Annotated in this window: 20 protein-coding genes; 10 read left to right on the plus strand and 10 right to left on the minus strand. The window is 69.3% G+C overall.

The annotated features are described in order from the left end of the window. Positions 1-23 precede the first annotated feature (23 nt). Genes IG98_RS0103690 through IG98_RS0103700 form a run of 3 tightly spaced genes read left to right on the plus strand, consistent with a single transcriptional unit; the run spans position 24 to position 3,714 of the window. Positions 24-2,402: a CaiB/BaiF CoA-transferase family protein gene (locus IG98_RS0103690; protein ID WP_030905379.1), complete on the plus strand. Its 2,379-nt coding sequence runs from the start codon at positions 24-26 to the stop codon at positions 2,400-2,402. After that, positions 2,399-3,388 (plus strand): alpha/beta fold hydrolase, encoded by a 990-nt coding sequence (locus IG98_RS0103695; RefSeq protein ID WP_051751480.1) that lies wholly within the window; start codon positions 2,399-2,401, stop codon positions 3,386-3,388. The genes IG98_RS0103690 and IG98_RS0103695 overlap by 4 nt, the downstream gene beginning before the upstream one ends. Beyond that, entirely contained in the window at positions 3,388-3,714 is a 327-nt protein-coding gene (locus IG98_RS0103700) for a hypothetical protein (protein WP_030905383.1), read from the plus strand. The genes IG98_RS0103695 and IG98_RS0103700 overlap by 1 nt, the downstream gene beginning before the upstream one ends. Before the next feature lie 84 nt (positions 3,715-3,798). Here the strand turns inward: IG98_RS0103700 and IG98_RS0103705 are convergent, their stop codons facing one another. Next, a complete protein-coding gene (locus tag IG98_RS0103705; protein ID WP_037969289.1) occupies positions 3,799-4,488 on the minus strand; it encodes a PadR family transcriptional regulator in 690 nt (229 codons plus the stop codon). Between the two features lie 317 nt (positions 4,489-4,805). Between IG98_RS0103705 and IG98_RS0103710 the strand changes: the two genes are divergently transcribed. Next, positions 4,806-5,342 (plus strand): NUDIX hydrolase family protein, encoded by a 537-nt coding sequence (locus IG98_RS0103710; protein WP_211263869.1) that lies wholly within the window; start codon positions 4,806-4,808, stop codon positions 5,340-5,342. 73 nt (positions 5,343-5,415) lie between these two features. Here IG98_RS0103710 and IG98_RS0103715 read toward each other — a convergent pair whose 3' ends face one another. Next, a complete protein-coding gene (locus IG98_RS0103715; RefSeq protein WP_169750059.1) occupies positions 5,416-6,354 on the minus strand; it encodes a leucine-rich repeat domain-containing protein in 939 nt (312 codons plus the stop codon). A 144-nt stretch (positions 6,355-6,498) separates the two neighbouring features. Here IG98_RS0103715 and IG98_RS50105 point away from each other — a divergent pair, with 144 nt between their 5' ends. Next, positions 6,499-6,642 carry a hypothetical protein gene (locus tag IG98_RS50105; RefSeq protein ID WP_157594135.1) on the plus strand — a complete coding sequence of 48 codons (144 nt, stop codon included), beginning with the start codon at positions 6,499-6,501 and terminating at the stop codon, positions 6,640-6,642. A gap of 74 nt (positions 6,643-6,716) precedes the next feature. Here the strand turns inward: IG98_RS50105 and IG98_RS0103725 are convergent, their stop codons facing one another. Genes IG98_RS0103725 through IG98_RS0103735 form a run of 3 tightly spaced genes read right to left on the minus strand, consistent with a single transcriptional unit; the run spans position 6,717 to position 11,414 of the window. Further along, positions 6,717-9,797 (minus strand): ATP-binding protein, encoded by a 3,081-nt coding sequence (locus IG98_RS0103725; RefSeq protein ID WP_030905392.1) that lies wholly within the window; start codon positions 9,795-9,797, stop codon positions 6,717-6,719. Continuing rightward, the gene (locus IG98_RS0103730) at positions 9,794-10,372 is read right to left on the minus strand and encodes a hypothetical protein (RefSeq protein WP_169750060.1); all 579 of its coding nucleotides are present in this window, start codon (positions 10,370-10,372) and stop codon (positions 9,794-9,796) included. The genes IG98_RS0103725 and IG98_RS0103730 overlap by 4 nt, the downstream gene beginning before the upstream one ends. After that, positions 10,356-11,414, minus strand: a complete 1,059-nt coding sequence (locus IG98_RS0103735) for an endonuclease domain-containing protein (RefSeq protein ID WP_157594136.1) — start codon at positions 11,412-11,414, stop codon at positions 10,356-10,358. The genes IG98_RS0103730 and IG98_RS0103735 overlap by 17 nt, the downstream gene beginning before the upstream one ends. A gap of 366 nt (positions 11,415-11,780) precedes the next feature. Between IG98_RS0103735 and IG98_RS0103740 the strand changes: the two genes are divergently transcribed. Beyond that, positions 11,781-12,560 (plus strand): (2Fe-2S)-binding protein, encoded by a 780-nt coding sequence (locus IG98_RS0103740; RefSeq protein WP_051751488.1) that lies wholly within the window; start codon positions 11,781-11,783, stop codon positions 12,558-12,560. 6 nt (positions 12,561-12,566) lie between these two features. On the opposite strand, the gene IG98_RS46540 is transcribed toward IG98_RS0103740, so the two are convergent. After that, on the minus strand, positions 12,567-14,063 hold the full coding sequence (locus tag IG98_RS46540; protein ID WP_051751490.1) for an SMI1/KNR4 family protein: 1,497 nt from the start codon (positions 14,061-14,063) through the stop codon (positions 12,567-12,569). Between the two features lie 282 nt (positions 14,064-14,345). Between IG98_RS46540 and IG98_RS0103750 the strand changes: the two genes are divergently transcribed. Continuing rightward, positions 14,346-15,407: a TolB-like translocation protein gene (locus IG98_RS0103750; RefSeq protein ID WP_030905402.1), complete on the plus strand. Its 1,062-nt coding sequence runs from the start codon at positions 14,346-14,348 to the stop codon at positions 15,405-15,407. 64 nt (positions 15,408-15,471) lie between these two features. Here IG98_RS0103750 and IG98_RS0103755 read toward each other — a convergent pair whose 3' ends face one another. From IG98_RS0103755 to IG98_RS46545, 4 genes are all read right to left on the minus strand, one after another. Continuing rightward, positions 15,472-16,290, minus strand: coding sequence for an SAM-dependent methyltransferase (locus IG98_RS0103755; RefSeq protein WP_030905404.1), 819 nt, complete (start codon positions 16,288-16,290; stop codon positions 15,472-15,474). 126 nt (positions 16,291-16,416) lie between these two features. After that, positions 16,417-16,662 (minus strand): hypothetical protein, encoded by a 246-nt coding sequence (locus IG98_RS0103760; RefSeq protein ID WP_030905406.1) that lies wholly within the window; start codon positions 16,660-16,662, stop codon positions 16,417-16,419. 138 nt (positions 16,663-16,800) lie between these two features. Beyond that, positions 16,801-17,487 carry a nucleoside/nucleotide kinase family protein gene (locus IG98_RS0103765; RefSeq protein ID WP_030905409.1) on the minus strand — a complete coding sequence of 229 codons (687 nt, stop codon included), beginning with the start codon at positions 17,485-17,487 and terminating at the stop codon, positions 16,801-16,803. Between the two features lie 121 nt (positions 17,488-17,608). Then, on the minus strand, positions 17,609-19,879 hold the full coding sequence (locus IG98_RS46545; RefSeq protein ID WP_169750061.1) for a serine/threonine protein kinase: 2,271 nt from the start codon (positions 19,877-19,879) through the stop codon (positions 17,609-17,611). A 274-nt stretch (positions 19,880-20,153) separates the two neighbouring features. On the opposite strand from IG98_RS46545, the gene IG98_RS0103775 reads away from it, so the two are divergent. From IG98_RS0103775 to IG98_RS0103785, 3 genes are all read left to right on the plus strand, one after another. Further along, positions 20,154-20,582: an RrF2 family transcriptional regulator gene (locus tag IG98_RS0103775; protein WP_030905415.1), complete on the plus strand. Its 429-nt coding sequence runs from the start codon at positions 20,154-20,156 to the stop codon at positions 20,580-20,582. A gap of 71 nt (positions 20,583-20,653) precedes the next feature. Next, entirely contained in the window at positions 20,654-21,832 is a 1,179-nt protein-coding gene (locus IG98_RS0103780) for a globin domain-containing protein (protein ID WP_030905418.1), read from the plus strand. Positions 21,833-22,331: 499 nt separating this feature from the next. Then, on the plus strand, positions 22,332-23,534 hold the full coding sequence (locus IG98_RS0103785) for a cytochrome P450 family protein (RefSeq protein WP_030905421.1): 1,203 nt from the start codon (positions 22,332-22,334) through the stop codon (positions 23,532-23,534). Positions 23,535-23,538 lie beyond the last annotated feature (4 nt).

Genomic DNA, 23,538 nt, shown 5'->3' on the forward strand with positions numbered 1-23,538 from the left:
CGACTTCACCACGCGAGGTAGAGATGACGCAGCGCACCCCCTACGCCGGACTCAGGATCCTGGAGATCTCGGCGGGCATCGCCGCCTCCTACTGCGGAAAGATGTTCGCCGACGCCGGCGCCGAGGTGGTCAAGATCGAGCCACCGGAAGGTGATCCGATGCGCCGGTGGAGCGTTTCGGGCTTCCAGCCCGCCGCCGACGGTGAGAGCGGCGCGCTGTTCGGCTTCCTCAACGCGGGCAAGAAGTCCGTGGTGTCCGGTGCCGCGGAACTGTTCTCCGACGTCGATCTCGTCGTCACCGACGGGGCGGCGGGCTGGGACGTCGACGCGTTACGCGGGCTGCTGCCCCCCGGCTCCGCGACGGTGGTCGTCTCGATCACCCCCTTCGGCCTCGACGGGCCCTACGCCGAGGCCGGTCTGCCGGTCAACGAGTTCGTACTGCAGGCGATGTGCGGGTCCATCGGCGGCCGAGGCTGGCCCGGCGAGATGCCGCTGCAGGCCGGCGGGCGGATCGGTGAGTGGGTGGCCGGCTCCTACGGAGCCGTCGCCGCCGCCGCCGCGCTGCGCCGAAGCAGGCGGACCGGACAGGGCGACGTCGTCGACGTGTCGACGTTCGAGGCCATGGTCATCACGATGGGCGGCCTGTCCGCGGTCGCGGCCGGCCTTCCCGAGGGAGGCCAGGGCCTGCCGCCGAGGAACCTCGAACTGCCCTCGATCGTCCCCACCGCCGACGGCCTGGTCGGGTTCTGCACCATCACCGCCCAGCAGTTCGCCGACTTCCTGGTGCTGATCGACCGGGCCGACCTGGTCGAGGACGCCGACCTGGCCTCCTTCGCCGGCCGCCTGCGGCGGCGGGAGGAGTTCGCCGAGATGGTGGCGAACTGGGCGGCCACCCGCACCACGGCCGAGATCGTGGAGTTCGCCTCCGCGCTGCGCATCCCCGTCGCGCCCATCGGCACCCCGACCACGATCACCGAGATCGACCACTTCCGCGAGCGCGGCGTCTTCGTCAAGAACGCGAGCGGCAGCCTGCAGCCACGGGTTCCCTACCGCAGCGGCGCGTTCGACACCGTCGGCCCCGGCGAGGTGCCGGCCCCCGGCGCGCACGACGGCCGGCTGAGCTGGTCGGCCCGGGACCGCGTCCCGGCGGCCGAGGGCACGGCCGACGCGTCGGCCCGTCCGCTCGCGGGACTGCGGATCGTGGACTTCACCGCCTTCTGGGCCGGTCCTTCGGCCACCCAGACCCTCGCCGCGCTGGGTGCCGAGGTCATCAAGGTCGAGGGGCTGCGCCGCCCCGACGGGATGCGTTTCTCCGGCGGCCGTCCCCCGACCGTCGACCAGTGGTGGGAGTGGGGCCTGTTCTTCCTCTGCAACAACAGCGACAAGCTCGACCTCACCCTGGAGCTGAGCCTGCCCCAGGCCCGTGAGGTGGCGTTGCGCCTGATCTCCACCGCCGACATGGTCATCGAGAACTTCTCCCCCCGGGTGATGGGCAACCTCGGGCTGGAGTGGGACGCGGTCAAAGCGGCCAACCCGCGCGCCACGATGATCCGGATGCCCGCCTTCGGCCTCGACGGGCCGTGGCGCGACCGGGTGGGCTTCGCCCAGACGATGGAGCAGGCCAGCGGCATGGCGTGGATGACCGGCGCGGCCGACGGTCCGCCGCTGATCCCCCGCGGCGTGTGCGACCCGCTCGCCGGCCTGCACGCCGCGTTCGCCTCGATCGCCGCGTTCGAGGTCCGCGACGCCACCGGGGCGGGCATGCAGGTCGAGTCGACGATGGTCGAGGCGGCGCTCAACGTCGCGGCCGAGGCACTGCTGGAGGCGAGCGCCAACGGCCGGGAGCTGCGACGCGACGGCAACCGCGGCCCGGGGGCCGGCCCGCAGGGGGTCTACCGCTGCGCCGGGGACGACGAGTGGGTGGCCCTGGCCGTACTCGGCGACGACGCGTGGCCCGCGCTCGCCCGGCTCCTCGGCCGGGAGGACCTGGCCGACCGCGCCGACCTCGCCCACGAGCCGGGCCGCCAGGCGGCGGGCGACGAGCTGGACGAGGCGATCGGCTCGTGGAGCGCGCGCGTCGACGTGGGCGACGCGGTGGACCGGCTCCGGGCGGCCGGGGTCGCCGCCGCGCGGGTGAGTCCCGCCGCCGACCTGCTGACCGACGCGCAGCTCACCGCCCGCGGGTTCTGGGAGCCGTCGGCACATCCGACGACCGGGGAGTTCCTGACCGCCGGGCTGCCGTTCCGCCTCGCCAGTGTCACCGAGCCGTGGTTCCACACCCCGGCGCCCCTGCTGGGCCAGCACAACGAGGAGATCCTCACCGGCATCCTCGGGATGAGCGAGGACGAGATCCGGGTCCTGACCGAGGAGAAGGTGATCGGTACCCGGCCGGCGGGCCTGTGAGCGGGACGACCGACACGACGTCCGTCCCGCACGGGCGGCGGCCCTCGGTGCGCACGCTGCGGATGCACTCCTTCACCAGCGAGTTCAACCGGCTCACCGCGCTCGCCTCGGCCGCCGGGATCGACCCCGCCGATGTGGTGCTCCCCGCCGAGGGCATCGTACGGGCCGATGACGGGGTGCGGTTGCACTACCTGGAGTGGCCCGGCCCGGCCACCGAACCGTTGCTGCTGTTCCTGCACGGCGGCGGGTTGCACGCGCACTCCTTCGACGCTGTCGGGCTGCTGCTGCGGCGGCTCGGGCGCTGCGTCGCGCTCGACCTGCGCGGGCACGGGGAGAGTGACTGGGCGGGGCCGGGCGGTTACGGCACCGACGCCATCGCCGCGGACCTCGACACGGTGACCGCGAGCTTCGGTGCCCGGCGGGTCGTCCTGGTCGGGCACTCGATGGGCGGCATGGCGGCTCTGGTCTGGGCCGCCCGGCGCCCGGCGGTGCTGGCCGGGCTGGTCGTGGTCGACGTCGGCCCCGACATCGACGCCGCGGCGGGCCGATCCGTCAACGAGCTGATCTCCCGGCGCCCGTTCTTCGCCGACCTCGACGAGGCCGATGCCTTCCTCTCCGGCGTACTGCCGCGTACCCGGGAGGCCGCCACGTCCGGGGTGGCGCAGAACCTGACCTGGACCGATGACGGCCTGCTCACCTGGAAGCACGACACGACGCAGTTCCAGCCGCGGATGGGGCGAATCGCCTCTCCGGACGAGTTACGACAGGCCGCCGCGCGGATCAGCTGCCCCACCCTGGTGCTGCGCGGCGAGCGCAGCCGGGTGTTCGGCGACGAAGGGGCGGCGGAACTCGCCGCGCTCATCCCCGGAGCCCGCTGGGAACGGGTTCCCGACGCCGGGCACACCATCCAGACCAGCAACCCCCGCGGCCTCGCCGACGCGGTGACCCGTTTCCTACGCGATCAAGATGATGAAGGAGCCGAGTGATGGCGATCAGTCTGTGCATTCCGCCGCGGCAGGGGGAGCTGTGCGCGCCCGTCCGGTTCGACCTGACCGGCGAGCACACCTTCCTCGAACTGACCTCGCGGCACCGCGTGACGAAGGTCGAGCAGGACGAGGTGAAGGGCACCGTCGCGGTCTGGGTCGACATCACCGATCCCGAGACCTCCCGGCCCGTCCACGTCCGGTTCAGCGTGCTCCCGCTGGGCGACGAGATCTCCCCGCGCAGCCGGCTGCTCGGAGAGATCGAGCGTGACGGCGAACGGCTCGGTGTCTACGGGACGTACCTGGGGGTGGTCTCGGAGGAGAACTGACCGTCCGCCGCACCGGGCCACCGGCCGTCTCGACGAGGCCGGTGGCCGTGGCATGCCGATGGACCCGCCGTCATGTCCGCCGCGTCACTGGTCGGGCAGGTCCTCCGGTGGCGCGTCCTGCTGGCGCAGGCGGCGCCGGAGCAGGCCCTTCGGGCGGGTGACCCTCAGCTCCGGATGGTCGGGGTCGTAGTCGGCGATGCGGTCGCGCAGCTGGCGCACGTTGCCGTACTCGAAGTGGGCGGCGCGCAGCAGGTAGTCGCCGATCGCGGTCCCGTACTGGACACGCTCCTCCTCGTCGAGGCCGAGCTCGTGGCTGCGCCTCTTGCCCCAGACGAGGTCCTTGATCTGCTCCTCCAGCTGCTCCAGCCGGTCATCGAGGATCTTGACGAGCTCGTAGGGCTCGGTGAACCTGCCGAGGTAGACCCGGAGCAGCGCGGGGTTCTTCAGCATCACCGGCTCGTCGACCGGCGGGCTGGAGACCCACTGCCGGAGCACCTCCTCACCGCGCTCCGTGGTCTGGTACAGGGTGCTCCGCCTGACCCTGCCGATCGTCACCTCGCGCTCGGTCACCAGCCCCAGGTCCCCCAGTCTCCGCAGCTCCCGGCGGATGTGGCTGATGGCGGGGGACCAGTAGAACCAGCGCAGCGTGTAGTCGCACCGGACCTTGATCTCGGCGGCGGACAGCTCCTCGTCGAGGACCGACAGAACGCCCAGAACCATGTAGGCGGTGGCGGGGAGCGGTGCACCGACCTCTACCTCGGGCTCGTCGTCCACAGGCTCAAGTCTAGTGGCGGGCGCGGCCCCGACGGCACGTCCGGCCCCGTCCTCCGGACTCTGCGGGGCGCGGTTCCCGGGAGGCGTTCACCTCAGCCACTCGCCCCGTCGACGATTTCACGGCCGGCGGGACCGGGTGGGAACGTGACCGGGCCCCGTCGGTCCTGAGCACGTCGGGCCGAGCCGCTCGCGTACGGTGGCAAGGTGCACGGGCTCCCGGGCGCGCACCCGCCGATCGACGTCCCCCAGCCCTGACTTTCGGCAGGTCGTCAGGGGCGAAACGCGTTTCCGAGCCCGCCGCGAAGTACGATCGATCAATGACCGAAATGACCGAAACCACGCCCGGCTGGCTCTCTCCCGAAGAGCTGGAGTCGACCCGCGCACGAATGCCGATCCTCTACGTCGACGCCGTGCCGGTGCGAGTCGACGAGGCCGGAGTGGTCACGCATGTCGGCCTGCTGCTGCGCATCGGCGCGGACGGGACGGTCAGCCGCGCCCTCGTCTCCGGCCGGGTGCTGCACCACGAGCGGGTCCGCGACGCGCTCATCCGCCATCTGGAGAAGGACCTCGGCCCGACCGCGCTGCCCAACATCCCCGCCTCTCCGCAGCCGTTCACCATCGCCGAGTACTTCCCGACGCAGGGCGTCACGCCCTATCACGACCCCCGGCAGCACGCGGTCTCCCTCGCCTACGTCGTCCCGGTCGCGGGTGACTGCCGCCCCCGGCAGGACGCCCTCGACCTTGTCTGGTTCACTCCCGAGGAGGCCTCGTCACCGCTGGTGCAACAGGAGATGCTCGGCGGTCAGGGCACCCTGCTGAAGCAGGCCCTCGCCTATGTCGGCTGCCTCTCCTGACCTTCCGACGGCGGAGATCCCCGTCAGCGCGAGGAGAGCGGGCTGCTGTGCACCTCCCTGTATTCGGAGAGGCTCAGCGGGTTCGGCTGGCCAGGAAGCGGCGCCATTCCGGACGGGTTCGCGCGAGTGCTCGCAGCGAGGCCGGAACCCGGGGCCTGGGGTCGTTGCGGTCCAGGCGCAGTTCGGTGAGCGCGGTCAGCTCACCCAGCCACTCCGGCAGCTCGGCCAGCCGGTTTCTTCGCAGTTCGAGGTTGGTCAGGGAGATGAGGGCCCGCATCGTCTCGGGAAGGGCGGTCAGCTTGTTCAGACCCAGGTTGAGGGACCTGAGGGCGGTGAGCCTGCCGATCGACTCCGGCAGCTCGGTCAGCCCGGTGTTCCACAGGCTGAGAGAGGTGAGGGCGGTGAGGTTCCCGATCGACTCCGGCAGGCCGGTCAGTGGAACGGATTGCATATCGAGACGCTCCAGAGCGGTCAGCTCGCCCAGCCACGGAGAGAGGTCGGCGGGCCGGCTGTATGCCAGGTCCAACCATGTGAGGGCGGTGAGGCGGGCCATCGACGCCGGGAAACAGGCCGGCCCGGCGTACCACATGTGGAGCCTGGCGAGCCGGGTGAGGTCGCCGATCCACTCGGGCACCTCCTCCAGGTCATGGAGGTTGCTCAGGCGGAGTTCCGTGAGGCCGGTGAGCTCCCGCATCGAGTCGGGGAGGCGTTGCAGTTGAGTCACCGAGACATCGAGGCGGCTCAGTCCGGTCAGCTCGCCGATCCACTCGGGCAGGGCGGTCAGCTCACGGTTGCCCGCGAGGTCGAGATCGGTCAGCACGGGCAGGTCGGTCAGGAACCGGGGAAGCTCGGTCAACCAGTTGGATCTCAGGCGCAGCACCCGCAGACCGGGAAGCTCGGCCACCTTCTCGGGCACCTGGGCCAACCCGAGACCCGACAGGTCCAACGTGTCAGATCCCTCGCGCAGGTACGTGTTCATCCGCCGCCGAGCGGTCCGAAGCACGGAATCCACCGCTGCCACCCTGATTCTCTCCTTGCCGTCAACAAGATGTGATCGGCGATCACGGTAACGACGAGGACTTGCGACCCGGTTGTGGATCATTGAACTTGTTTCGTCCTCGGGGTGCGGGGCCGCTGGTCACAGCATGATCGCGAGTTGGGGTTCGTCCTCGGAAGGAAGAGCCCCATCAGTGAGGGGGCGACCGTACTCGACCTGTCCTGGCAGCACATCGACGTGATACCCGAGTCGGTGAACGACGACCTGACCCGTATCTCAGCGGGGCGCCACGGTGGGGCATGAGCACCACGCCCTGGGACCCTTTCAAGATCATTCAACCGTGCCGCCGACGTCCGTGGTCGGTACACCTGGGGACCTTAGATACTCGCCCTGCTGACGACCTCCTCCGTCGTCAGAGGAGCCCTGGGGTGGTGGGTCAGGCAGAGCGGCACCCGGGTCTTGGTGAAAGCGGCCCCCTCGGCGGCCAGGTAGAACTGACCGGCCGTCAACCGGGAGACGTCGTCGATCCGGCCGCCCTTGGCGCGGGCCACCTCCTTGGCCGCCTCGATCTGGGCGGGGGCGTTGAGCAGGCCGAAGAACTGAGTCGCCGCGTTTCCCGGGATCATGTTGTGCAGCCCCTTGGGAGCCTGGGTGGCGAACACCAGGCCGAGGCCGTACTTGCGCGCCTGGGCGGCCAGCATCAGCGTGCTCTGCGTGCAGGCGGTCATCGCACCGGACGGCGCGAAGGTCTGCGCCTCGTCCATCACGAACAGGCCGCCCAACGGGCGGTCACCGGCGGGATGCCTCCTGATCCAGGCGAACAGCGCCATCTGCAACTGGTTGACGAAGCTCTGGCGCTGCTCGTCCGAGGGCAGGCCGACAAAGCTGATCACCGAGATCCGGGCCCGTTTTCCCGGCGGTGGGGTGAGCAGGACACCGGGGTCCGCGGGAGTTCCGGTACCGGCGAACAGCGGATCGTTGACCATCGCCGCCTTCAGGGTCTGCGCCAGGTCGGCGGCGATCTGCTCGGCCTTGTCGAGCCCGCTCACCCCGTCCGGCAGGTCGGCCAGCAGCCCGATGAGACCCGGCAGCCCCTGTCCACCCGCGCGCCCGTAGTGCGCGACGGCCTCCCTGAGCACGGCCTGCCCGCGCTGGGCCTTGACCAGCTTGGAGTCGAGTTTGGCTCGCGGCACGAGCGAGGCGACGGCGGCGTCCACCGCCGAGCCGAACTCGTCGGGGTCCGCGGCGAGGCCCGTGAAGTCGGGCAGCGGCTGGAAGCTGAGCGGCCGTCCGGCTACCCGGCGGGGCGTCCAGATGACGACATCGGTGGCGGCCAGGTAGTCGGCGGCCTTCTCCCCATCGCCAGGTCCCCACCCCGACGGCGGCTCCGGCCAGCCGTCCCCGAGCCGGGCCAGGTCGTTGTTCGGGTCGAGCACGATCGCCGAGACTCCCTGGAGCGCGCACTCCTCGACCAGGCGGCGAATGAGGACCGTCTTCCCCGACCCGGTTCCAGCGAAGATCACGGCGTGCTTCCGCAGCGCCTCCAGTTCGATCCCGACAGGTCGCCCACCGGGAACGGTGTCGCCAAGGGCGATGTACGGCGTGATCGCTTTGGTGTCCACGGGGTCGGCGGCCGGCGGCTCGGCAGGTTCGGTGCCGATGTCACCAAGGGCCTCGCGCAACAGCGCGACCTCGCCCGCCGGTCGCCGCGCGGCGAGCCAGGCCCGCAGGTTCGGCGGGTTCTCCGCGTACAGCTCCCGCAGCGCGGCCAGGACGCTGAGATCCTCCTCGCTCACCGCGAGCACCCTGCCACCCGCACGCTCGAACGCGGTGACGGCCTCGACCGTTCGGGGTCCCTTCGCCCAGGGGGCCGTACGCAGGACGAACAGCTTCCGCCTGGGGACCTCGGTGTTCAGTCCGGCCGCCACCGAGGCGGTCCGCAGGCGACTCAACGCGGCGATCGCATTCGTGGCGGCGATGGCGCGGAACGCCCAGTGCGCCTCGTCCTCGGTCTCCTCGTCCAGGGTGTGCCGCAGCCGGGCGTGCAGTGGAGGCTTCCTACCGGGTGGCGGGTCGACGCTGAACTCACGTCCCGCCTCGCCGAGCCCGTCGATCCAGGCCGACAACCCCGCCGCCAGCAGGGCGGGCATCACGGCGTCCTCGACGGTGGCGTCCAGGGCGTCGGTCACGTGCGCCTTCTGCCGGAGTTCGGTGAAGCGGGAGTCGATGGCGCTGAGGCGGTCGTCGGGGGCGGATGCCCGACGCGAATCGGCAGTCTGGCCGAGGCGCTCCAGTTCTCGTACCTCTCCATCGACCAGGCATGCCTCGATGTGCGCGTCGATCCTCATCAGGAGCTGTCGCGGGGTGAACTCATCGGCATCGCCGAACACGGTCTCCCGTACCGGCCAGGTCGAGTAGGGCGGCTCGAAGCCGAGTTCGGCGAACCGGGTGGCGAACCGCTTCTCGACCAGGGCGCGAGCGGCCTCGGCGTCGGGGAGCGGTTGCAGGCCGGGCATCGGCCGGAACCGGTCGCGCGCGGTGTCGGTGGCGAACTTCTCGATGAGGGTCCAGGTGTGCTGCAGGCAGGAGACGACCGTCAGGGTCCTGCGGGTGACCTCGCGCAGCGCCATCAGGCCACCGGCCACCTGGTCGACCACGATCAGGTCACGCCAGTCGTGCACAGCCGTACCCTCATCGGGGACCGGAGACTGCGCCACGAGCACATCGATCTGGTCGACGGCGACGACGGACGGCCCGGTCAGCGCCAGGAGTCGGGAGAGATCCTTGACGATCTCCTGTGGCGTCTTCGGGAACTGCCGGATTCCCCAGGCCGCGCGCTCGCCCGGCTCCTCCTCGGGCAGCGCGGAGAGAAACCCGTCGCCGATATCCTGCATGCCGTGGTCGGCACTGGCGTAGAGCACGAGCGCGCGCAGGCTGTCCTTGGCCCCCTTACCGACCTGGGCATCGAACGTGCGTAAACCGGCCGCGAAGGCGTCGAGCCCCTCGCGCGTCACCAGCCGATTCCCGATCACCTCGCGCTGCGCCCAGCGCGGCACGTCGGCCAGTTCCGCCAGCCGCCGGAGCAGGATCTTGGCCTGGCTCTCCCCCTCGCTGCCGTCCCGCAGCAGGCCGTCGAGCATCGAGATCAGCGTGCTCTCCCAGAAGGTCCGCGCGTCCAGCAGGCTGACCAGGAAGAAGTAGCCGTTCTCCCGCTGGATCCTTTCCCTGGTCCAGCCGAGCAGGTGGGTCTTGCCCGAGCCTCGCTGACCGCGCAGGACCAGACCGATCGGGCTGGTGGCGCCCCCGGCGGCCACGTCGGCGAGCCCGCTGAGAATGCCGCGTTCCACGTTCGGGTTCAGGCCCTCCACGTGGAAGGGTGAGGGGCTCCACACGTCTTCCGGGCCCTCGGCCCAGTTGAACCTGAGTGCCTGAAGGACTTTCAGTTCGCGGCTGTTCATCGTGCCTCGATCGAGATCAGATGCTTGTCCTGGTCGCCGATGGTCACCGCCGCCGCCCTGGCCTCGGGGGTGAGGGTCTTCTGGTTGTTCGCGGGCATGATGCTCACGCCCGGCAGGTGGATCATCCCCTTGAGCGCACCGTCCACCTCGGCTCTGGTGAACTCGCCGAGCAGCGGTCGCAGCCGCGCCAGGCTGACCGGGACGCCGGGCTCGGCGGCCAGCTCGGTGTAGGCGGCGCGGATGCGCGCGGTGACATCCCCGGCCCCGACCGGATCGCCTTTGATGGGAAAGATGTCGGCCGGGCTCTGGCCGGTCCGCGCCAGGAAACCACGCAGCCAGAACAGCAGGGCACGGTTCATCGCACCGGCCGCGCCACTGGGCACGGGAATGCCGGACTGGATCTCCTCGGCCATCCTGGCCCAGCCCTGGTCGGTCAGAAGATGGACGAACGCCCGGCCTGCCTTCCGGCTCTCAACGAGCTTGAGCTCGTTCAGTTTCAGGCGTGATTTCCCGTCAAGGGTCAGGCCGTAACGTTTCTTGAGGTCGGGGTTGGAGATCTCATTCACCTCGACCATCAACACCACCAGCGCCGCTGTCTCGGAGAGCGTGAGTTCTGTTCCCGGCATATCCCTGTCCTTCGCGTGTGCGGTGGGTTTGCAGAAATCGCTTCAGCTCGCGAAGCACGGCCGGCATGTCGGCCATGACGCGCTCATTGGTGAAGCGCAGGACCGCGTAACCGTCTTCGCCAAGCCGCGCGTCCCGCGCCAGGTCGTCGGCGAGCCTGTCCGGGCGGCGATGTTCCGGACCGTCGAGCTCGACGACACAGCGCTCGTCCGGCCAGAGCAGGTCCACCCGGATGGGGTTGACCAGCGGGTGCGGCTGGTAGGTCTGGTTCCAGGCCCGCCCCGCGGCCCACCCGTGAGAGCCGAGTGCCCGCTCCAGCGCGGACTCCACTGGGCTGAACGGATGCGGAAGCCCCGCCGTGGCCGAGGAACCGGAGACGTGTCGCAGTGGCGCGGGCCCTACGGTCACCGTCTGGATCCGGTCGACGGTGACCAGCGCGGCGCCGGTGAGCCAGACGCCGAGCCCACCGCGCTGGACAAGCCACTCACCGGCCGCCACCAGCGTCTCCTCCTCGGCGGCGGAGAGCCCCTCCGGCACCTGGACCAGGATCGACGTACGGGGACGACCGAGACTCGCGGCGAACGCCAGGGCCAGCCCGGCGGCGCGCACCTCGGCCGTACCCGGACGGCCACCGGATGCCGCACCCGTCAGGGACCGCGCGGCGAGATCCGCCAGGAAAGGGGCAAGGTGCCGGTGACCAGACGCTGCCCGCCTCGCGAGTTCACGTACGGCGGGCACGGCCGCGCCCCCCGGGCCGTCGATCCCCTCGGCACCGGGAAGCCAGGCCGGGAAAAGATCGACGACGTTTCTTTCCAGCTCATGAAGTACGTCGGCGACCGTTTCCACGACGGTCCGCCTCCCGTTTGCGAGGTAACCGAATATCGCGGGGAAATCCTCGGGCAACGCGCCGGTCCGCGACATGAGCACTGCGCAACTCATCCCGCGCGCCCACACGACACGGCACATCGGCAACTCGGCCCACGACTGTGCCATGCCGTTTTCCTTTGGGGGGCGGATGGTACGACCTAGCAGAGGCTAGGGGAGCACACGAGGCGGCGTATGCGTTTTCGGCAAATCCTCAACTGCCCCTGAAGTCATACAAACCACGACAGGCGTGGATTCCAGCCGAGCGAAATCCGAGCCGTTCAGAGCACGGCTCGGGACCGAGCCCCTTTTCGCCACCGGATTCGGCGGGCAGCCGGCCGACACCTCCGCGTCCACTGCGACCTGACTTGTCCCATCTCAGAGCTCAGCCTCGACCCGCACCTGTCGCCCGCCCGCGATGGGCAGGCCCGTGAACCATGCGGGTCGTGCGACCATGGCAGTGAAGGTGACGGCGGAACGAGGAAGGCGCTCGCCATGCCGTGCGACTCATGTGCCGGCGCTCCGCCCGGACTGCTGCCCACTGCCCCGGCCGCGGTCTTCGGAGCGATCGTCGACCTCCGCACTATCGGTGGCTACTTCGAGATCGAGACAGCCGAGGCCGAGGCCGGATGGCGACCGTTCAGCGATCTGTGGACGGATCCGGGCATCCTGGAGGCGAGAATCCACGACATGGCCGGACGGCTGGGCACCGCCGAGCACCGGGTGGCCGCCTCGATCCTGTTCCAGGGCCTGGCCGCCCGCCTGTGGTCACCGTCCATCGGTGCCGTGGTCGCGCACGACCTGCTCATCGACCTGGCCCCCGGGCACCTGTACTGGCGACCGGCCCCCGGTCCGCTGCCGCTGCGAGCCACCCGGCTGTCCGGCTGGGACATCCGCGATCCCGCGCGGATCGCCGGACCGGTCTACCGCGGCATCATGACCGAGATGCTGGAACCACTCGCGGAGGCGGTCCGGCGGATCGTGAAGATCGCACCGGGGCTGTTGTGGGGCAATGCGGCCTCCGCACTGGTCGGAACCATCGGCGCCTTCACCTGCCGACGGCCCGATCTCACCGCGAAGGCCGTGCGGCTGGGCCGCGAACTGCTGGACCGGGATCTCCTGCGCGGCACGGGCGAACTGACCGAACCCGTACCCGGCCGTCCCTCCTTCGTCCGTCGCAGCTGCTGCCTGTACTACCGCCTGCCCGGCGGCGGCATGTGCGGTGACTGCGCCCTGCCACCGGCCCGCCGATCACAAACCCGCCGCCCTGTCTGACGCTCTTCACTTCACACTTTTCCAGTCCAGTTCGCCTTTTTGGACGGAGGGGCGCCAGCCTCGGATGGGACGGCCGGTTTCCAGGGATTTCGCCGTTGCCCTGAGCAGTGCCAGGTAGGAGGGCCAGACGACGTCGCCCTCGGTGGTCAGCCCCTCCTCGTTGAAGTATTCGCCGGTCTTGCCGGTCCGGGGGTCGATGAAGAGGTTGCCCCCGTCGTGCGCGGCGGCGAACGGGATCAGGTGGCCGTCCCACCAGACGAAGGCCAGTTCCGCCGGGCTGTCGAGGACGATGCCGCACAACATCTTCCAGTCCGAGTGGATGTACTTGGCGGACATGAGCTCGTAGAACGGCGCGGGGCCGAACCCCCAGGACCCTCCACCGTTGTGCCGGAGCAGTGAGGCGCGCAGGTCGTCGGGGAAGCGGGCGCCCATGGCCGCCTCCACCTTCGCGATGTCCCTCAGTCGGGCCGGGGGCTGGAGGCGCTTGTAGGTGGCGGGGGCTCGGCGGGCCAGCCAGCGTTCGATGCGCCCCCAGACGGCGTTGACCTGGGCGGTGACCTTCGGGCCCGGCACGCGCACGGTCGGGGAGCGACGGGCGGGGACGCAACCGGTGTCGCGGGCCTGCTGGGGGGTGAGCCGCTCCGGCGTCGGCTGGACGGTGGGCGTCGGGGTCGGCGACGGACGGGGGACGCCGGCGCAACCGGTGGGCGGTGAGGTCTGCTGCTCCTCAGACCAGCGCAACTCGCAGCCGGAGGTGACGACCGGGTACCAGTCGCGCAGCGACGCGCGGCCCTCCAGCGAGGTGGCCAGTGCCTCCAGCAGGGCGAGATGGGACGGCCAGCCCATGGGTCCGTCGTAGCGGAGGTTCTCGTCCCATGCCGACTCACCGACGCGGCCGGTCCTGGGTTCGACGAACAGCTCCTCGCCACGGCTCGTGTCGCCGATCGTCAGTAGGCTGCCGTGCCATTTCCCGTGCTCGGGATCGGCTGCTTCGAGATCCCCCTCCATCACGAGGTCGCGGCACTTTCCCCAGGTGGCGGAGTCCATCTCGGACAGCCCGAGGAGACCGTAGGACGGGGGGAGTTGGAAGCCGTCACCGAGGTTGCCCTCGGCGCCGTCGTGACGAAGGTACGAGACGTACAGATCATCGGGTAGTGCGCGCCGCTGAGAGTCCTCCCAGCGGGCCAGATCCTGCGGCGCCACGGGGAACTTGAGCTTGCGCAGAGTGGCCGAGGCGTGCGCGCCCAGCCAGCGTTCGATCCGGTCCCATGCCTGGTTGACCCGGGCCGCGATCACCGGATCCGGCGCTCTCGGGGAGTAGGTGGGAGTCGGCTCATCGGTGGAGATCATCTCGGGCTCGGCCATCTCGTCGCCGCCGGACCCGTCGCTCAACTCGATGGGCGGGCAGTCGATGGCGCGGGCCTGGTCCGGGGTGAGTACCCGGGCCCGAAGCCGCGCTTCGAACTCGGGGTCGCCGCAGGACAGCGAGACCGAATTACCCAACCAGGAGGAGGTGCATATGACCGTCTTCCCAACCTCGGGTGCGCTCGCCGTCACCCCGCCCAGAAAAAGCATGACAACAAGAGCCAGCCTTATACCGCGGGACACCCGAAATTTGATCACCTTCCGAACCTTATCGATCATCATATGTCGCTTACCGATATCCCGATATTCATCGGCGGATATACCCGGTGCGAGAACCGCCAGCCGGGTGGAGTCGGCGGCACAGTGTCCGCGAACCAACCGTTCCGATCGCGCGTCTCATTGGATGAACGAGGGGGGCACATGCGCGTCAGATTCATTGTCGCCACATTCGCGGTCGTGATGGTCGCCGTCGCCGGAACGCAGCCGGCACGCGCACGAACGCCGGGGATACCGGGGATGAGCACGACCGGCTCCATTGGGCCGGGGCCATGGGTCAAACTCGCCGGCACGTCGGGCAAACTCCACGACATCGCGAAGGCGCCGGTCCGGCTGGCCTCCTACTCACTCACCTTCGATGCCGGCCAGGGGCACCACGGCTACCTTCGCGAGGGTGACAGGTTCGTCAAGACGCCCTATCGCGAGGCGCTGGTGTCTCCCGGGGAGAGATGGGTGGCCGGAATCCCGGACTACCGGCTGTGGATCGCGACAGAACGGATCGACCTGATCGACCGCAGGTCCGGCCGCAGGCACACGATCTCCATGCCCGCGCCCGTGACCTCGCCCGAGTGGTCTTCGGACGGTCGCACACTCCTGCTCACCGCCTACAGGACGCACCCCGACGACAGCCTCACGATAATCGGCTTCATCACGATGAACGTGGCCGACCGCATTCCCCACCTGGTGAGAACGGGTCCTCGGCACCGCGTGGCCGACTGGGACATCGGCCGTAAGTTCCGCTTCTATTTCGCCGGCGACGCGAGCCGGGTGCTGGCCGTGCGTGACGATCTGGACGTCGCACCGAGCAGGCGCCGTATCGTCGTCTACGGCCTGGACGGGAGACAGCGCAGGGTCTACACCGGAATTGGAATTCTCGACGAGTGGCACGCCGTGACCCCCTTCTCCCCCTCGGGACGGCTGTTCGCCACCTTCGAGAAGAGGACCGGAAACAGCGGGCAGGTCAGTATCGTCGAGGCGTCCAGCGGGAAAATCGTTCACCGGATCGGCCACCGGCCAAGCGTTTTCGCCGGCTGGTACGACGACAGGCACGTGATCCTGATGCGGAAGCGCGGCAAAACCCAGACCTACCAGCGGGTCGACCTCTCCGGCGCCGTCGAGGTCGATCTGATAGAGGAGAAACTGATTCCCGGCCCCGCCGAGTACAAGCCGTATCTCAGCCGGGTCGATTTCGTCCGCCGCCGCTGAGGGAACATCCTCATCGCCTCCGGCCCGAGATCCCGGGGGACCTGGCCGGAGCCGATGGAGGCGGTCAGCTACGTCCGACAACGCCGAGGATACCGGGCTTGCCGAAGTCGACGGTGATCTTCTCTCCGTACTCGTTGTACTCGGAACGCCACGCCTCGACCGGGACGATCCCCGGCTCCAGCAGATCCATTCCGTTCAGCAGTTCGGCCAGCTGTTTCGGACCGCGCGAGGTGAGAGCCCCCGCGCTGGTCGAGCGGTAGACCTGCTGCCCGGCCTCGTGCACCTCGGCGCTGACCTCGGCCTCGAAGGCGTGCGTGATGATCAGATAGCTACCCGGGGCGAGCCGTTCCCGGATCGCGGTGATGATGTGGGTGACCAGCGCGTCGTCGGGAATGAAGTGCAGCATCGAGATCAGCAGCACGGCGACGGGCTGGGTGAAGTCGATGGCGTTCTCGATCTGCGGGTTCGTCAGGAGCTTCTCGGGCTCCCGCATGTCGCCTTCGACAACGGAGGTGAGGTGGTTGTCCTCCAGCAGCGCACGGCCGTGCGCCAGGACGATGGGGTCGTTGTCGACGTAGACGACCCGGGTGTCGGGTGCGACGCGATGGGCGACCTGATGCACGTTGTCCTGCGTCGGCAGCCCCGACCCGATGTCGAGGAACTGCCGCACGCCCTGACGCACGAGCAACTCGACGACCCGCGAAAGGAAGGCCCGGTTCGCCCGAGTTATCTCTCGGATGTCGGGCACCACCCGCATGAACTGTTCCGCGGCCGCCCGGTCGGAGGCGAAGTTGTCCTTGCCTCCGAGGTAGTAGTCGTACATTCGAGCGACGCTCGGGGTGTTCGGGTCGATGCCCGTCGGAACAGCCTCTTGCTCGGTCATGCCCTCACCCTTCCTTGTCTCCGGAAAGGATATGGGAAATCCATAAGATCGTGGATCTTTGCCGACAAACCATGTGCGACCACTTACCGGGGCGAGCGCGGCCCCCGTGCCCCGGAGTCCGGGGGCCTACCTGTTCCGATGCAGCGAATTGGAGCTGTTCTCGGTGCTCCGGTAGCTCTGGTGACCGGGCACCCAGGTCCAGGTCTCCGTGCGGTCACCGTTCCTGACCGTCAGCGTGCCCGAGGGCTCGTAGTCCTCCGACAGAGGGGACCAGGGCGGTAGGGGGTCAGGGTCGGCGTACGCGACCGGCGCGGCGAGCGCCACCGTCGAGACGGCGAGAACGGCGGTGATGAGATAACGGAAAATGGACATCTGCTCCCCCGAAAGGTGTAAACGGTACGTTGGTGATGTTGCCTGATAAAAGGCAAAGAGAACCACGCCGATGATCAAGACTCTGGCCGATTCGCATTCGGCGGGATCGCCCCGGCCCTCGACAGGGGGAGCCGTACGTCAGCCGGCCGTCGCCTCGGGGGAGCCGATCGAGCGGATGACGGCGTCGGGGATGATGAGGTCGGCGCGGGAGCGGGTGGTGGCGACGAGGTCGGCGTTGCGCTGGTCGGTGCCCAGCACCCAGGCGACGGCGTCGTCACGGTCCTTGCCGAAGTGCTCATGGCGGGAGACGAGGCGGCGCACCCGCTCCTCGGGGCCGAGGTCGCAGTACCAGACCTCGTGGAGACACGGTCGCACGCGCGACCAGTCGCCCTCCTCGAGCAGCAGGTAGTTTCCCTCGGTGACAACGAGCCTGGCGGCGCGCGGGACCGGAATGCTGCCGGCGACCGGCTGCTCCAGGTCGCGCTCGAAGGCGGGCGCGTAGACCACCTCGTCCTCGTCCTCGCGCAGGCGGCGGAGGAGTGCCGCGTAGCCGGCGGCGTCGAAGGTGTCGGGCGCCCCCTTGCGGTCGCGGCGTCCGAGCCTGTCGAGTTCGACGTCGGCGAGGTGGAAGCCGTCCATCGGCACGTACGCCACCCACTCCCGCGCCGGCTGTCCCTCGGGAGGCGTCGGGCGCAGCGTCGCGACCAGGTGCTCGGCGAGGGTGGTCTTGCCGGCCCCCGGACCGCCGGCGATGCCCAGCAGCGCGCGGTGCCCCTCCCGTACCAGGGAGCGGGCCCGAGCGGCGAGGTCGTCGAGGGAGGTCACCTCCCCGAACCTAGCCGAGCCGCCCCCCGTCCTCCAGCGAAGGACCGCCGGCTTTTCCATGAACCTTCGGGCCAGGCGACCGACCGCGCCCGGCGAGCGTCGAGGCGCGGCGTCCGTCCGCTCAGCCGGCCCCGGTGTAGCTCAGTTCCTGGCTCTGGTACTCCTTGTCGTCGGTGCTGGTGGCGAGCACCCGCTTCACCTTGCCTTTGAAGTCGACCACCAACGCCTCGTAGCCCGAGCTCTGTTTCCGCCAGGCCACGATGTGCCGGTCGTCGTACCAGCCGAGGACCCGATCGGTCGCGAACGGGATCCGAACCTCCAGCTTCGCGTCGGCGGCGGTGGACTGGAGGCAGATCTCCGCGGTCCCCCCGCAGTACGTGATCATCAGCGTGCCGGACGGGCTGACATGGTCCCCCTCGACCTGGACCGCATCACTCACGTCCGGAAGGTTCTGCAGTACGGTGCCCCGCAGGTCGTAGAAGCGGATGTGATCGCTGCCCTCGGTGGCCGCCCAGGTGCCGACCGCCCTGCTGTCACTCCGCCAGAAGTAGCCCCAGACCCCGGCGTCCTTATCCTTCACCCGGACGATCGAGGCCTTCTTCGTGGCGATGTCGATGATCGCGTAACCGTAGACGCGCGAAGTGCTCTCGCCCTTGACCGGCCCGTACAGGGTGACCAGTCCCTTGGTGCCGTCCGGCGACCAATGCGGGTAGAGCGCGATGCTCGGACTCTTGGCGGTCTTTGTCTCGCTCTTCGCCCCGGTCTTGCGGTCGATGATCGAGACGACCTCGTAGTCGTCCGAGCTGTAGTACTGGTTCACGGCGAGGGTGTGGGTGCCCGAGGGGTTCAGCCTGTGGTAGGCGTGCGCTTCGTCCCTGGCGAACTCGTCGGTACCGGCCTTGCGGGTGTAGTCGTAGCGCTTGTCTCCCTTCCACACGTTGTAGGAGGTGAGCTTGACCGGGTCCTTGTCGCTCTCGTGGATCGTGATGGAGCTGCCCGGCAGCTTGATTTTCCGGTCCGCGGGCGGGATCGAGGAGACGGTCTGGGGGAGAGTGGCTTGGGGAGCGGTGGTGGGAGTGGTGGCCGCCCGCGAGCCGGTGCCCGTTCCGGTGCCGGTTCCGTTCCGGACCACCACTGTGATCGTTACCGCGACGAGCGTGAGCGCGAGTCCGGCGCCGAACACGAGCCAGACCCGGCGCACCCGCCTTTTCCGGCCGGGGGGCGGCTGCGCTCCCGGCCCTGCCGGGAAGTTCGCTCCCTGAGGCACGGCCCCGTACGGCGGTGGGTATCCGCCCGGCCCGGCCTGGTGAGCCGGATACCCACTCGGTCCGGTTTGATGTGATGAATACCTTACTGACCCATTTTGCTGCGGCGGATATCCGCCCGGACTGGTCCAATGCGCCGCGTACCCGTCCGGCCCGGCCCGGTGGGGTGCGGGGCTTTCCGGACCGGTCCGGTACGGCGCCCCGGTCTGTGGTCCACCCGGGTAGGGGTGGTACTCGGGACCGGACTGCTGGACCGCGGCGGCCACGCCCTCGGCGAGCACGCCCGGAGCCGAGGCGAGAGACGACGCGCCCGGACCGGCGTGGCCCAGCAGGCGCATCAGCGCCTCACCCGCCGTCGGACGCAGGCTCTCGTCCTTGGCCAGACACCGCCCCACCAGGTCACGCAGCGCCGGATCGGCGATCCCCGACAGATCCGGCTCGGCGTTGAGAATCCGATTGAAGATCGCGGGCAGGCTGTCGGTGCCGAACGGCGGCTGCCCGGTGGCCGCGAAGACCATCGTGCACCCCCAGGCGAACATGTCGGCGGACGGACCCGCCGCCCGCCCCGCGAGCTGCTCGGGAGTCATGTAGGCCGGCGTGCCCACCGCCGTCGCGGTCAGCGACGAGGTGCCGTCCAGCGCCTTGGCGATGCCGAAGTCGATCACCCGGGGGCCGTCGGCGGCCAGCAGCACGTTGGCCGGCTTGAAGTCACGATGCACGATCTCGGCCTGATGGATCGCCACCAGCGCGGTCACCGTACCGATCGCCAGCCGGTGCAGGGACGCGCCCTCACGGGGGCCCTCGGCGCCGACGACATGGTTGAGCGTCGGCCCCTCGATGTACTCACTGACGATGTAGGGCCGCTGCTCGTCCACCCCGGTCTCGATCACCGCGGCGGTGCAGAACGGCGCCACCCGCCGGGCCGCGTCGACCTCACGCACGAAACGCTCCAGCACCTCCCTGTTCTGGGCCAGGTCACCACGGAGCAGCTTGACCGCGACCTGAGCCCCGGTGGGGGCGACACCCAGATACACCGTCCCCTGACCCCCCTCGCCCAGGCGCTTGGTGAGCCGGTACTCCCGCACCTTTTCGGGGTCCCCGGGCCGCAGGGGCGCAAGGTCCGGCATGACGACATCCTCCTTCACGTCACGAGCACCCACGTGAGACCTCATGCGGGCTCGGCGCCAAAGAATCAGGATCACAGGGCACACTTGTGCCTCACTTGGAAGCCGGCAAAACACCTGGTCACCGGGGGATGCCGGTCGGCAGGGCACAGACCGTAGGGCTACCGGACCGCCTCCTGGGCGGACACCGTTGGGCGGACACCGTTGGGCGGACGCCCTCCCTTCTCAGGCACACCCTGAATTGGTACCTGAGATTCATGTTTGTTACGGTTCTAGCGTGCGATTGACGAAGTTCACGGATCTGGCACTCCGGGTGACCATGCGACTGGCGGTCGCCGAACCCGGCGCGGTCCTCACCACCAGACAGGTGGCCGACGCCATGGCCATCCCCTACACCCACACGGCCAAGGCCATCGCGCGCCTGCAACATCTGGGCGTGGTGGACGCCCGCCGGGGGCGCGGCGGCGGGCTGGAGTTGACCGGCTTCGGCCGTAAGGCCTCGCTGGGATGGCTGGTCCGCGAGCTGGAGGGCGAGGAGGAGGTGGTCGCCTGCGAGGGCGACACGCCGTGTCCGCTGCGGGCGGCCTGCCGCCTGCGCGGCGCACTGCGCGAGGCCCAGCGGGCCTTCCACGCGGCGCTCGACCCGCTCACCGTGGACGATCTGGTCGGCTCGCCGACCGGACCCGTGCTGATCGCTCTCTCCTGACCACCTCCTCCCCGACCCCTTTCGTCAATACGCACTTTAATACGAAGATCATTTACCAATTTGGAGAAGACATGCTCTCTGTCGAATCGGCGACGACGGTCCGGGCCACCCTGCCCGCCGTCCATCAGGCCCTGGAGGAGATCACCGGGCGGTTCTACACGATGATGTTCGCCGACAACCCGGACCTGCTGAAGAACCTCTTCAACCGGGGCAACCAGGCCAGCGGGACGCAGCGCCAGGCCCTGGCCGGGTCGATCGCCGCCTTCGCCACCCTGCTGCTCGACCGGCCGGACGAGCGGCCCGACGCGATGCTCGCCCGCATCGCGCACAAGCACGCCTCGGTCGGGATCACCCCCGACCAGTACCAGATCGTGCACAAGTACCTCCTCGCCGCCATCGTCGACGTGCTCGGCGACGCCGTCACCCCCGAGGTCGCGGCGGCCTGGGACGAGGTCTACTGGTTGATGGCCAACGCGCTGATCGCGCTGGAGGCGCGGCTGCTGCCCGAGCCCGGCGATCCCTGGCTGCGCGCCACGGTTCTGGAGCGGCGGCGCCAGACGCCGGACACCGTCTCCTTCACCCTCGCCCCGTCGATCCCGCTCGCCTTCACCCCAGGGCAGTACGTCAGCGTCGGGGTCACCCTGCCCGACGGGGCACGGCAGATCCGGCAGTACAGCCTGTCGTGCGCCCCCGAGCGCGGTGACTGGCGGATCACCGTCAGGTGGGCCCGCGGGTCAGGACCCGACGGCGAGGTCTCCGGATGGCTGCACGCCAACGTCCAGGCCGGGGACGAGCTCACCGTCTCGGCGCCGTACGGCGACCTGACCCTGGCCCCGGGTGACGCCCCGCTGTTGCTCGCCTCCGCCGGGATCGGGATCACCCCCATGCTGTCGATGCTCGACCACCTCGCGGCCACCGGCTCCACCCGCCAGGTGATCGTCGTCCACGCCGACCGGAGCCCCGCCGACCACGCCCACCGCGAGGAGCTCGTCCGGCTGGTCGCCGAGTTGCCCGGCGCGACCCTGCACCGCTGGTACGAGGAGGCGGGCGCGTGCTCCTGCGACCCCGCGCCCCGTATCGGGTACGCCGACCTCAACGTGATCGACCTGCCCGACGGTCTCGTCGCCTACCTGTGCGGCCCGCTGCCGTTCATGCGCGACGTGCGCGCGGACCTGCTCCGCCGCCGGGTGCCCGCCCGCGACGTCCACTACGAGGTCTTCGGCCCCGACCTCTGGCTCGGTCAGAACTGAGCACGCTCCCGGCCGACGGGGACGCTCGGCGCCGGCGGTCGACAGGGCACGCCGGCGCGGCGGCCACCGGGACACGGCGGATCGAATTCGCGGCCTTTTCTACCGCTGCCTTTCCAGGCGCCGTCGTCTCATATATCGACAACAGAATCGGGGCTCAAAGTTGGCATCGACTTAAAAATGTCTTGGCATCCTCCGGTCCAGCCAGAAGGGTAAGGAATCGGCGTCAGCGACCCCGTTCGGCATAGGCCATATTCGGCGTCCAGGGATTGACACAAAGGCAGCGCCGGGTGAGATGATGCGTCTCGCCGCTCCGGCCGGAGCAGCGGATATTCCCTCCGGCAGCCCTGACGAACAAAACTCCCCGCACGATCCGAAGCCGACCGGCCGGAGTCCGCCCAGGACACCGCCGACGGTTTCCGGCTAATCGGCACGGCTTCATATCGAGTGTTCGTCGCGAAAAATCCCGTACCGCACGACCGTAGAGAAAAGGCCCGGCAGGATGACCACGCCCCCTGTTTTCACACCGGACTTCTTCCAGGATCCCTATCCCACCTACAGCTGGCTCAGAGAGAACCATCCCGTTTTCCGGACGACCGTTCCGTTCACCGATGTCGGCGTGTGGCTGGTCAGCAGATACGAGGATGTCCGGGCGGGTTTCGCGGACGCCCGCCTCAGCAGCGACTACCGAAACGCGTCCCCCGCCTTCACCGAAGCCTCGCTGGCCTTCGGCTCGGGGACGGTCGCGGAACGCTCCATGGTCAATCTGGACCCACCGGATCACACGAGGCTGCGGAAGCCGGCGACCGCGGCCTTCACCGGCCGGAGAGTCGCCCAGTGGGAAACGGCCATCGAGAAGATGACGGACGCCCTTCTGGACGCCGTGCCGACGGGCGAGCCCGTGGACGTCATGAACCACCTCGCCACTCCGCTCTCGGTCGGGCTGATCTGCGACGTCGTGGGTGCCCCGCCCGGCGACCGCGCGCGGCTGCGGGAATGGGGAGACCTGATGTTCACGGCCGACCCGGCCGAGCGTCACCTGGCGCACGGCGCCATCGAGTCCATGCTCACGTATACCGGCGACCTCATTCTGCAGAAGAAAGACGACCTGGGCACCGACCTGCTGTCCGATCTGATACGAGCGAGCCAGGCCCCCGGGGCGCTCGACGAGGACGAGCTTCTCACCACAGTGTTCGGAATCATCGTGGCCGGATACGAAACGTCCATACGCCTGGTCGGAAGCACCTTCCTGGCCCTGCTGGACCACCCGGAACAGCATTCACTGCTACGTCGGGATCCCGCGCTCATCGATTCCGCGATCGAGGAGGTGCTCAGGTACGACGGTCCCACCGCGTCGCCCATGTGGCGTTTTCCCACCACCGACGTGGAGATCGCGGGGGTCACGATACCGGCGCGTGAGCCGATCCTGCTGCTGGTCGGATCGGCGCACCGGGACCCTGCCCACTATCCGGCTCCCGACAGTTTCGACATATCGCGGGAGGACAAGCGCCACCTGGCGTTCGGGCACGGAATTCATCGCTGCGTGGGAGCCCAGCTGGCACGCCTGGAGGCGAAAATCATCATCGGCAGGACACTGGACCGGTTTTCCAGGATGTCGCTGGCCGTCCCCCGGGACGATGTCGTGTTCGCGCCGTCTTTGATCATGCGTGGCCCGGCACACCTGCCGCTGGTCTTTGGGAACTGATCAC

It is taken from the genome of Streptosporangium amethystogenes, assembly GCF_000721075.1.
GTDB classification, from domain to species: Bacteria; Actinomycetota; Actinomycetes; order Streptosporangiales; family Streptosporangiaceae; genus Streptosporangium; species Streptosporangium amethystogenes.

Coding starts and splice junctions, on each gene's coding strand:
- IG98_RS0103690 (WP_030905379.1), top strand. CDS start 24: ATGACGCAGCGCACCCCCTACGCCGGACTCAGGATCCTGGAGATCTCG.
- IG98_RS0103700 (WP_030905383.1), top strand. CDS start 3,388: ATGGCGATCAGTCTGTGCATTCCGCCGCGGCAGGGGGAGCTGTGCGCG.
- IG98_RS0103710 (WP_211263869.1), top strand. CDS start 4,806: ATGACCGAAATGACCGAAACCACGCCCGGCTGGCTCTCTCCCGAAGAG.
- IG98_RS0103725 (WP_030905392.1), bottom strand. CDS start 9,797: ATGAACAGCCGCGAACTGAAAGTCCTTCAGGCACTCAGGTTCAACTGG.
- IG98_RS0103730 (WP_169750060.1), bottom strand. CDS start 10,372: ATGGTCGAGGTGAATGAGATCTCCAACCCCGACCTCAAGAAACGTTAC.
- IG98_RS0103735 (WP_157594136.1), bottom strand. CDS start 11,414: ATGGCACAGTCGTGGGCCGAGTTGCCGATGTGCCGTGTCGTGTGGGCG.
- IG98_RS0103740 (WP_051751488.1), top strand. CDS start 11,781: ATGCCGTGCGACTCATGTGCCGGCGCTCCGCCCGGACTGCTGCCCACT.
- IG98_RS0103750 (WP_030905402.1), top strand. CDS start 14,346: ATGCGCGTCAGATTCATTGTCGCCACATTCGCGGTCGTGATGGTCGCC.
- IG98_RS0103755 (WP_030905404.1), bottom strand. CDS start 16,290: ATGACCGAGCAAGAGGCTGTTCCGACGGGCATCGACCCGAACACCCCG.
- IG98_RS0103760 (WP_030905406.1), bottom strand. CDS start 16,662: ATGTCCATTTTCCGTTATCTCATCACCGCCGTTCTCGCCGTCTCGACG.
- IG98_RS46545 (WP_169750061.1), bottom strand. CDS start 19,879: ATGCCGGACCTTGCGCCCCTGCGGCCCGGGGACCCCGAAAAGGTGCGG.
- IG98_RS0103780 (WP_030905418.1), top strand. CDS start 20,654: ATGCTCTCTGTCGAATCGGCGACGACGGTCCGGGCCACCCTGCCCGCC.
- IG98_RS0103785 (WP_030905421.1), top strand. CDS start 22,332: ATGACCACGCCCCCTGTTTTCACACCGGACTTCTTCCAGGATCCCTAT.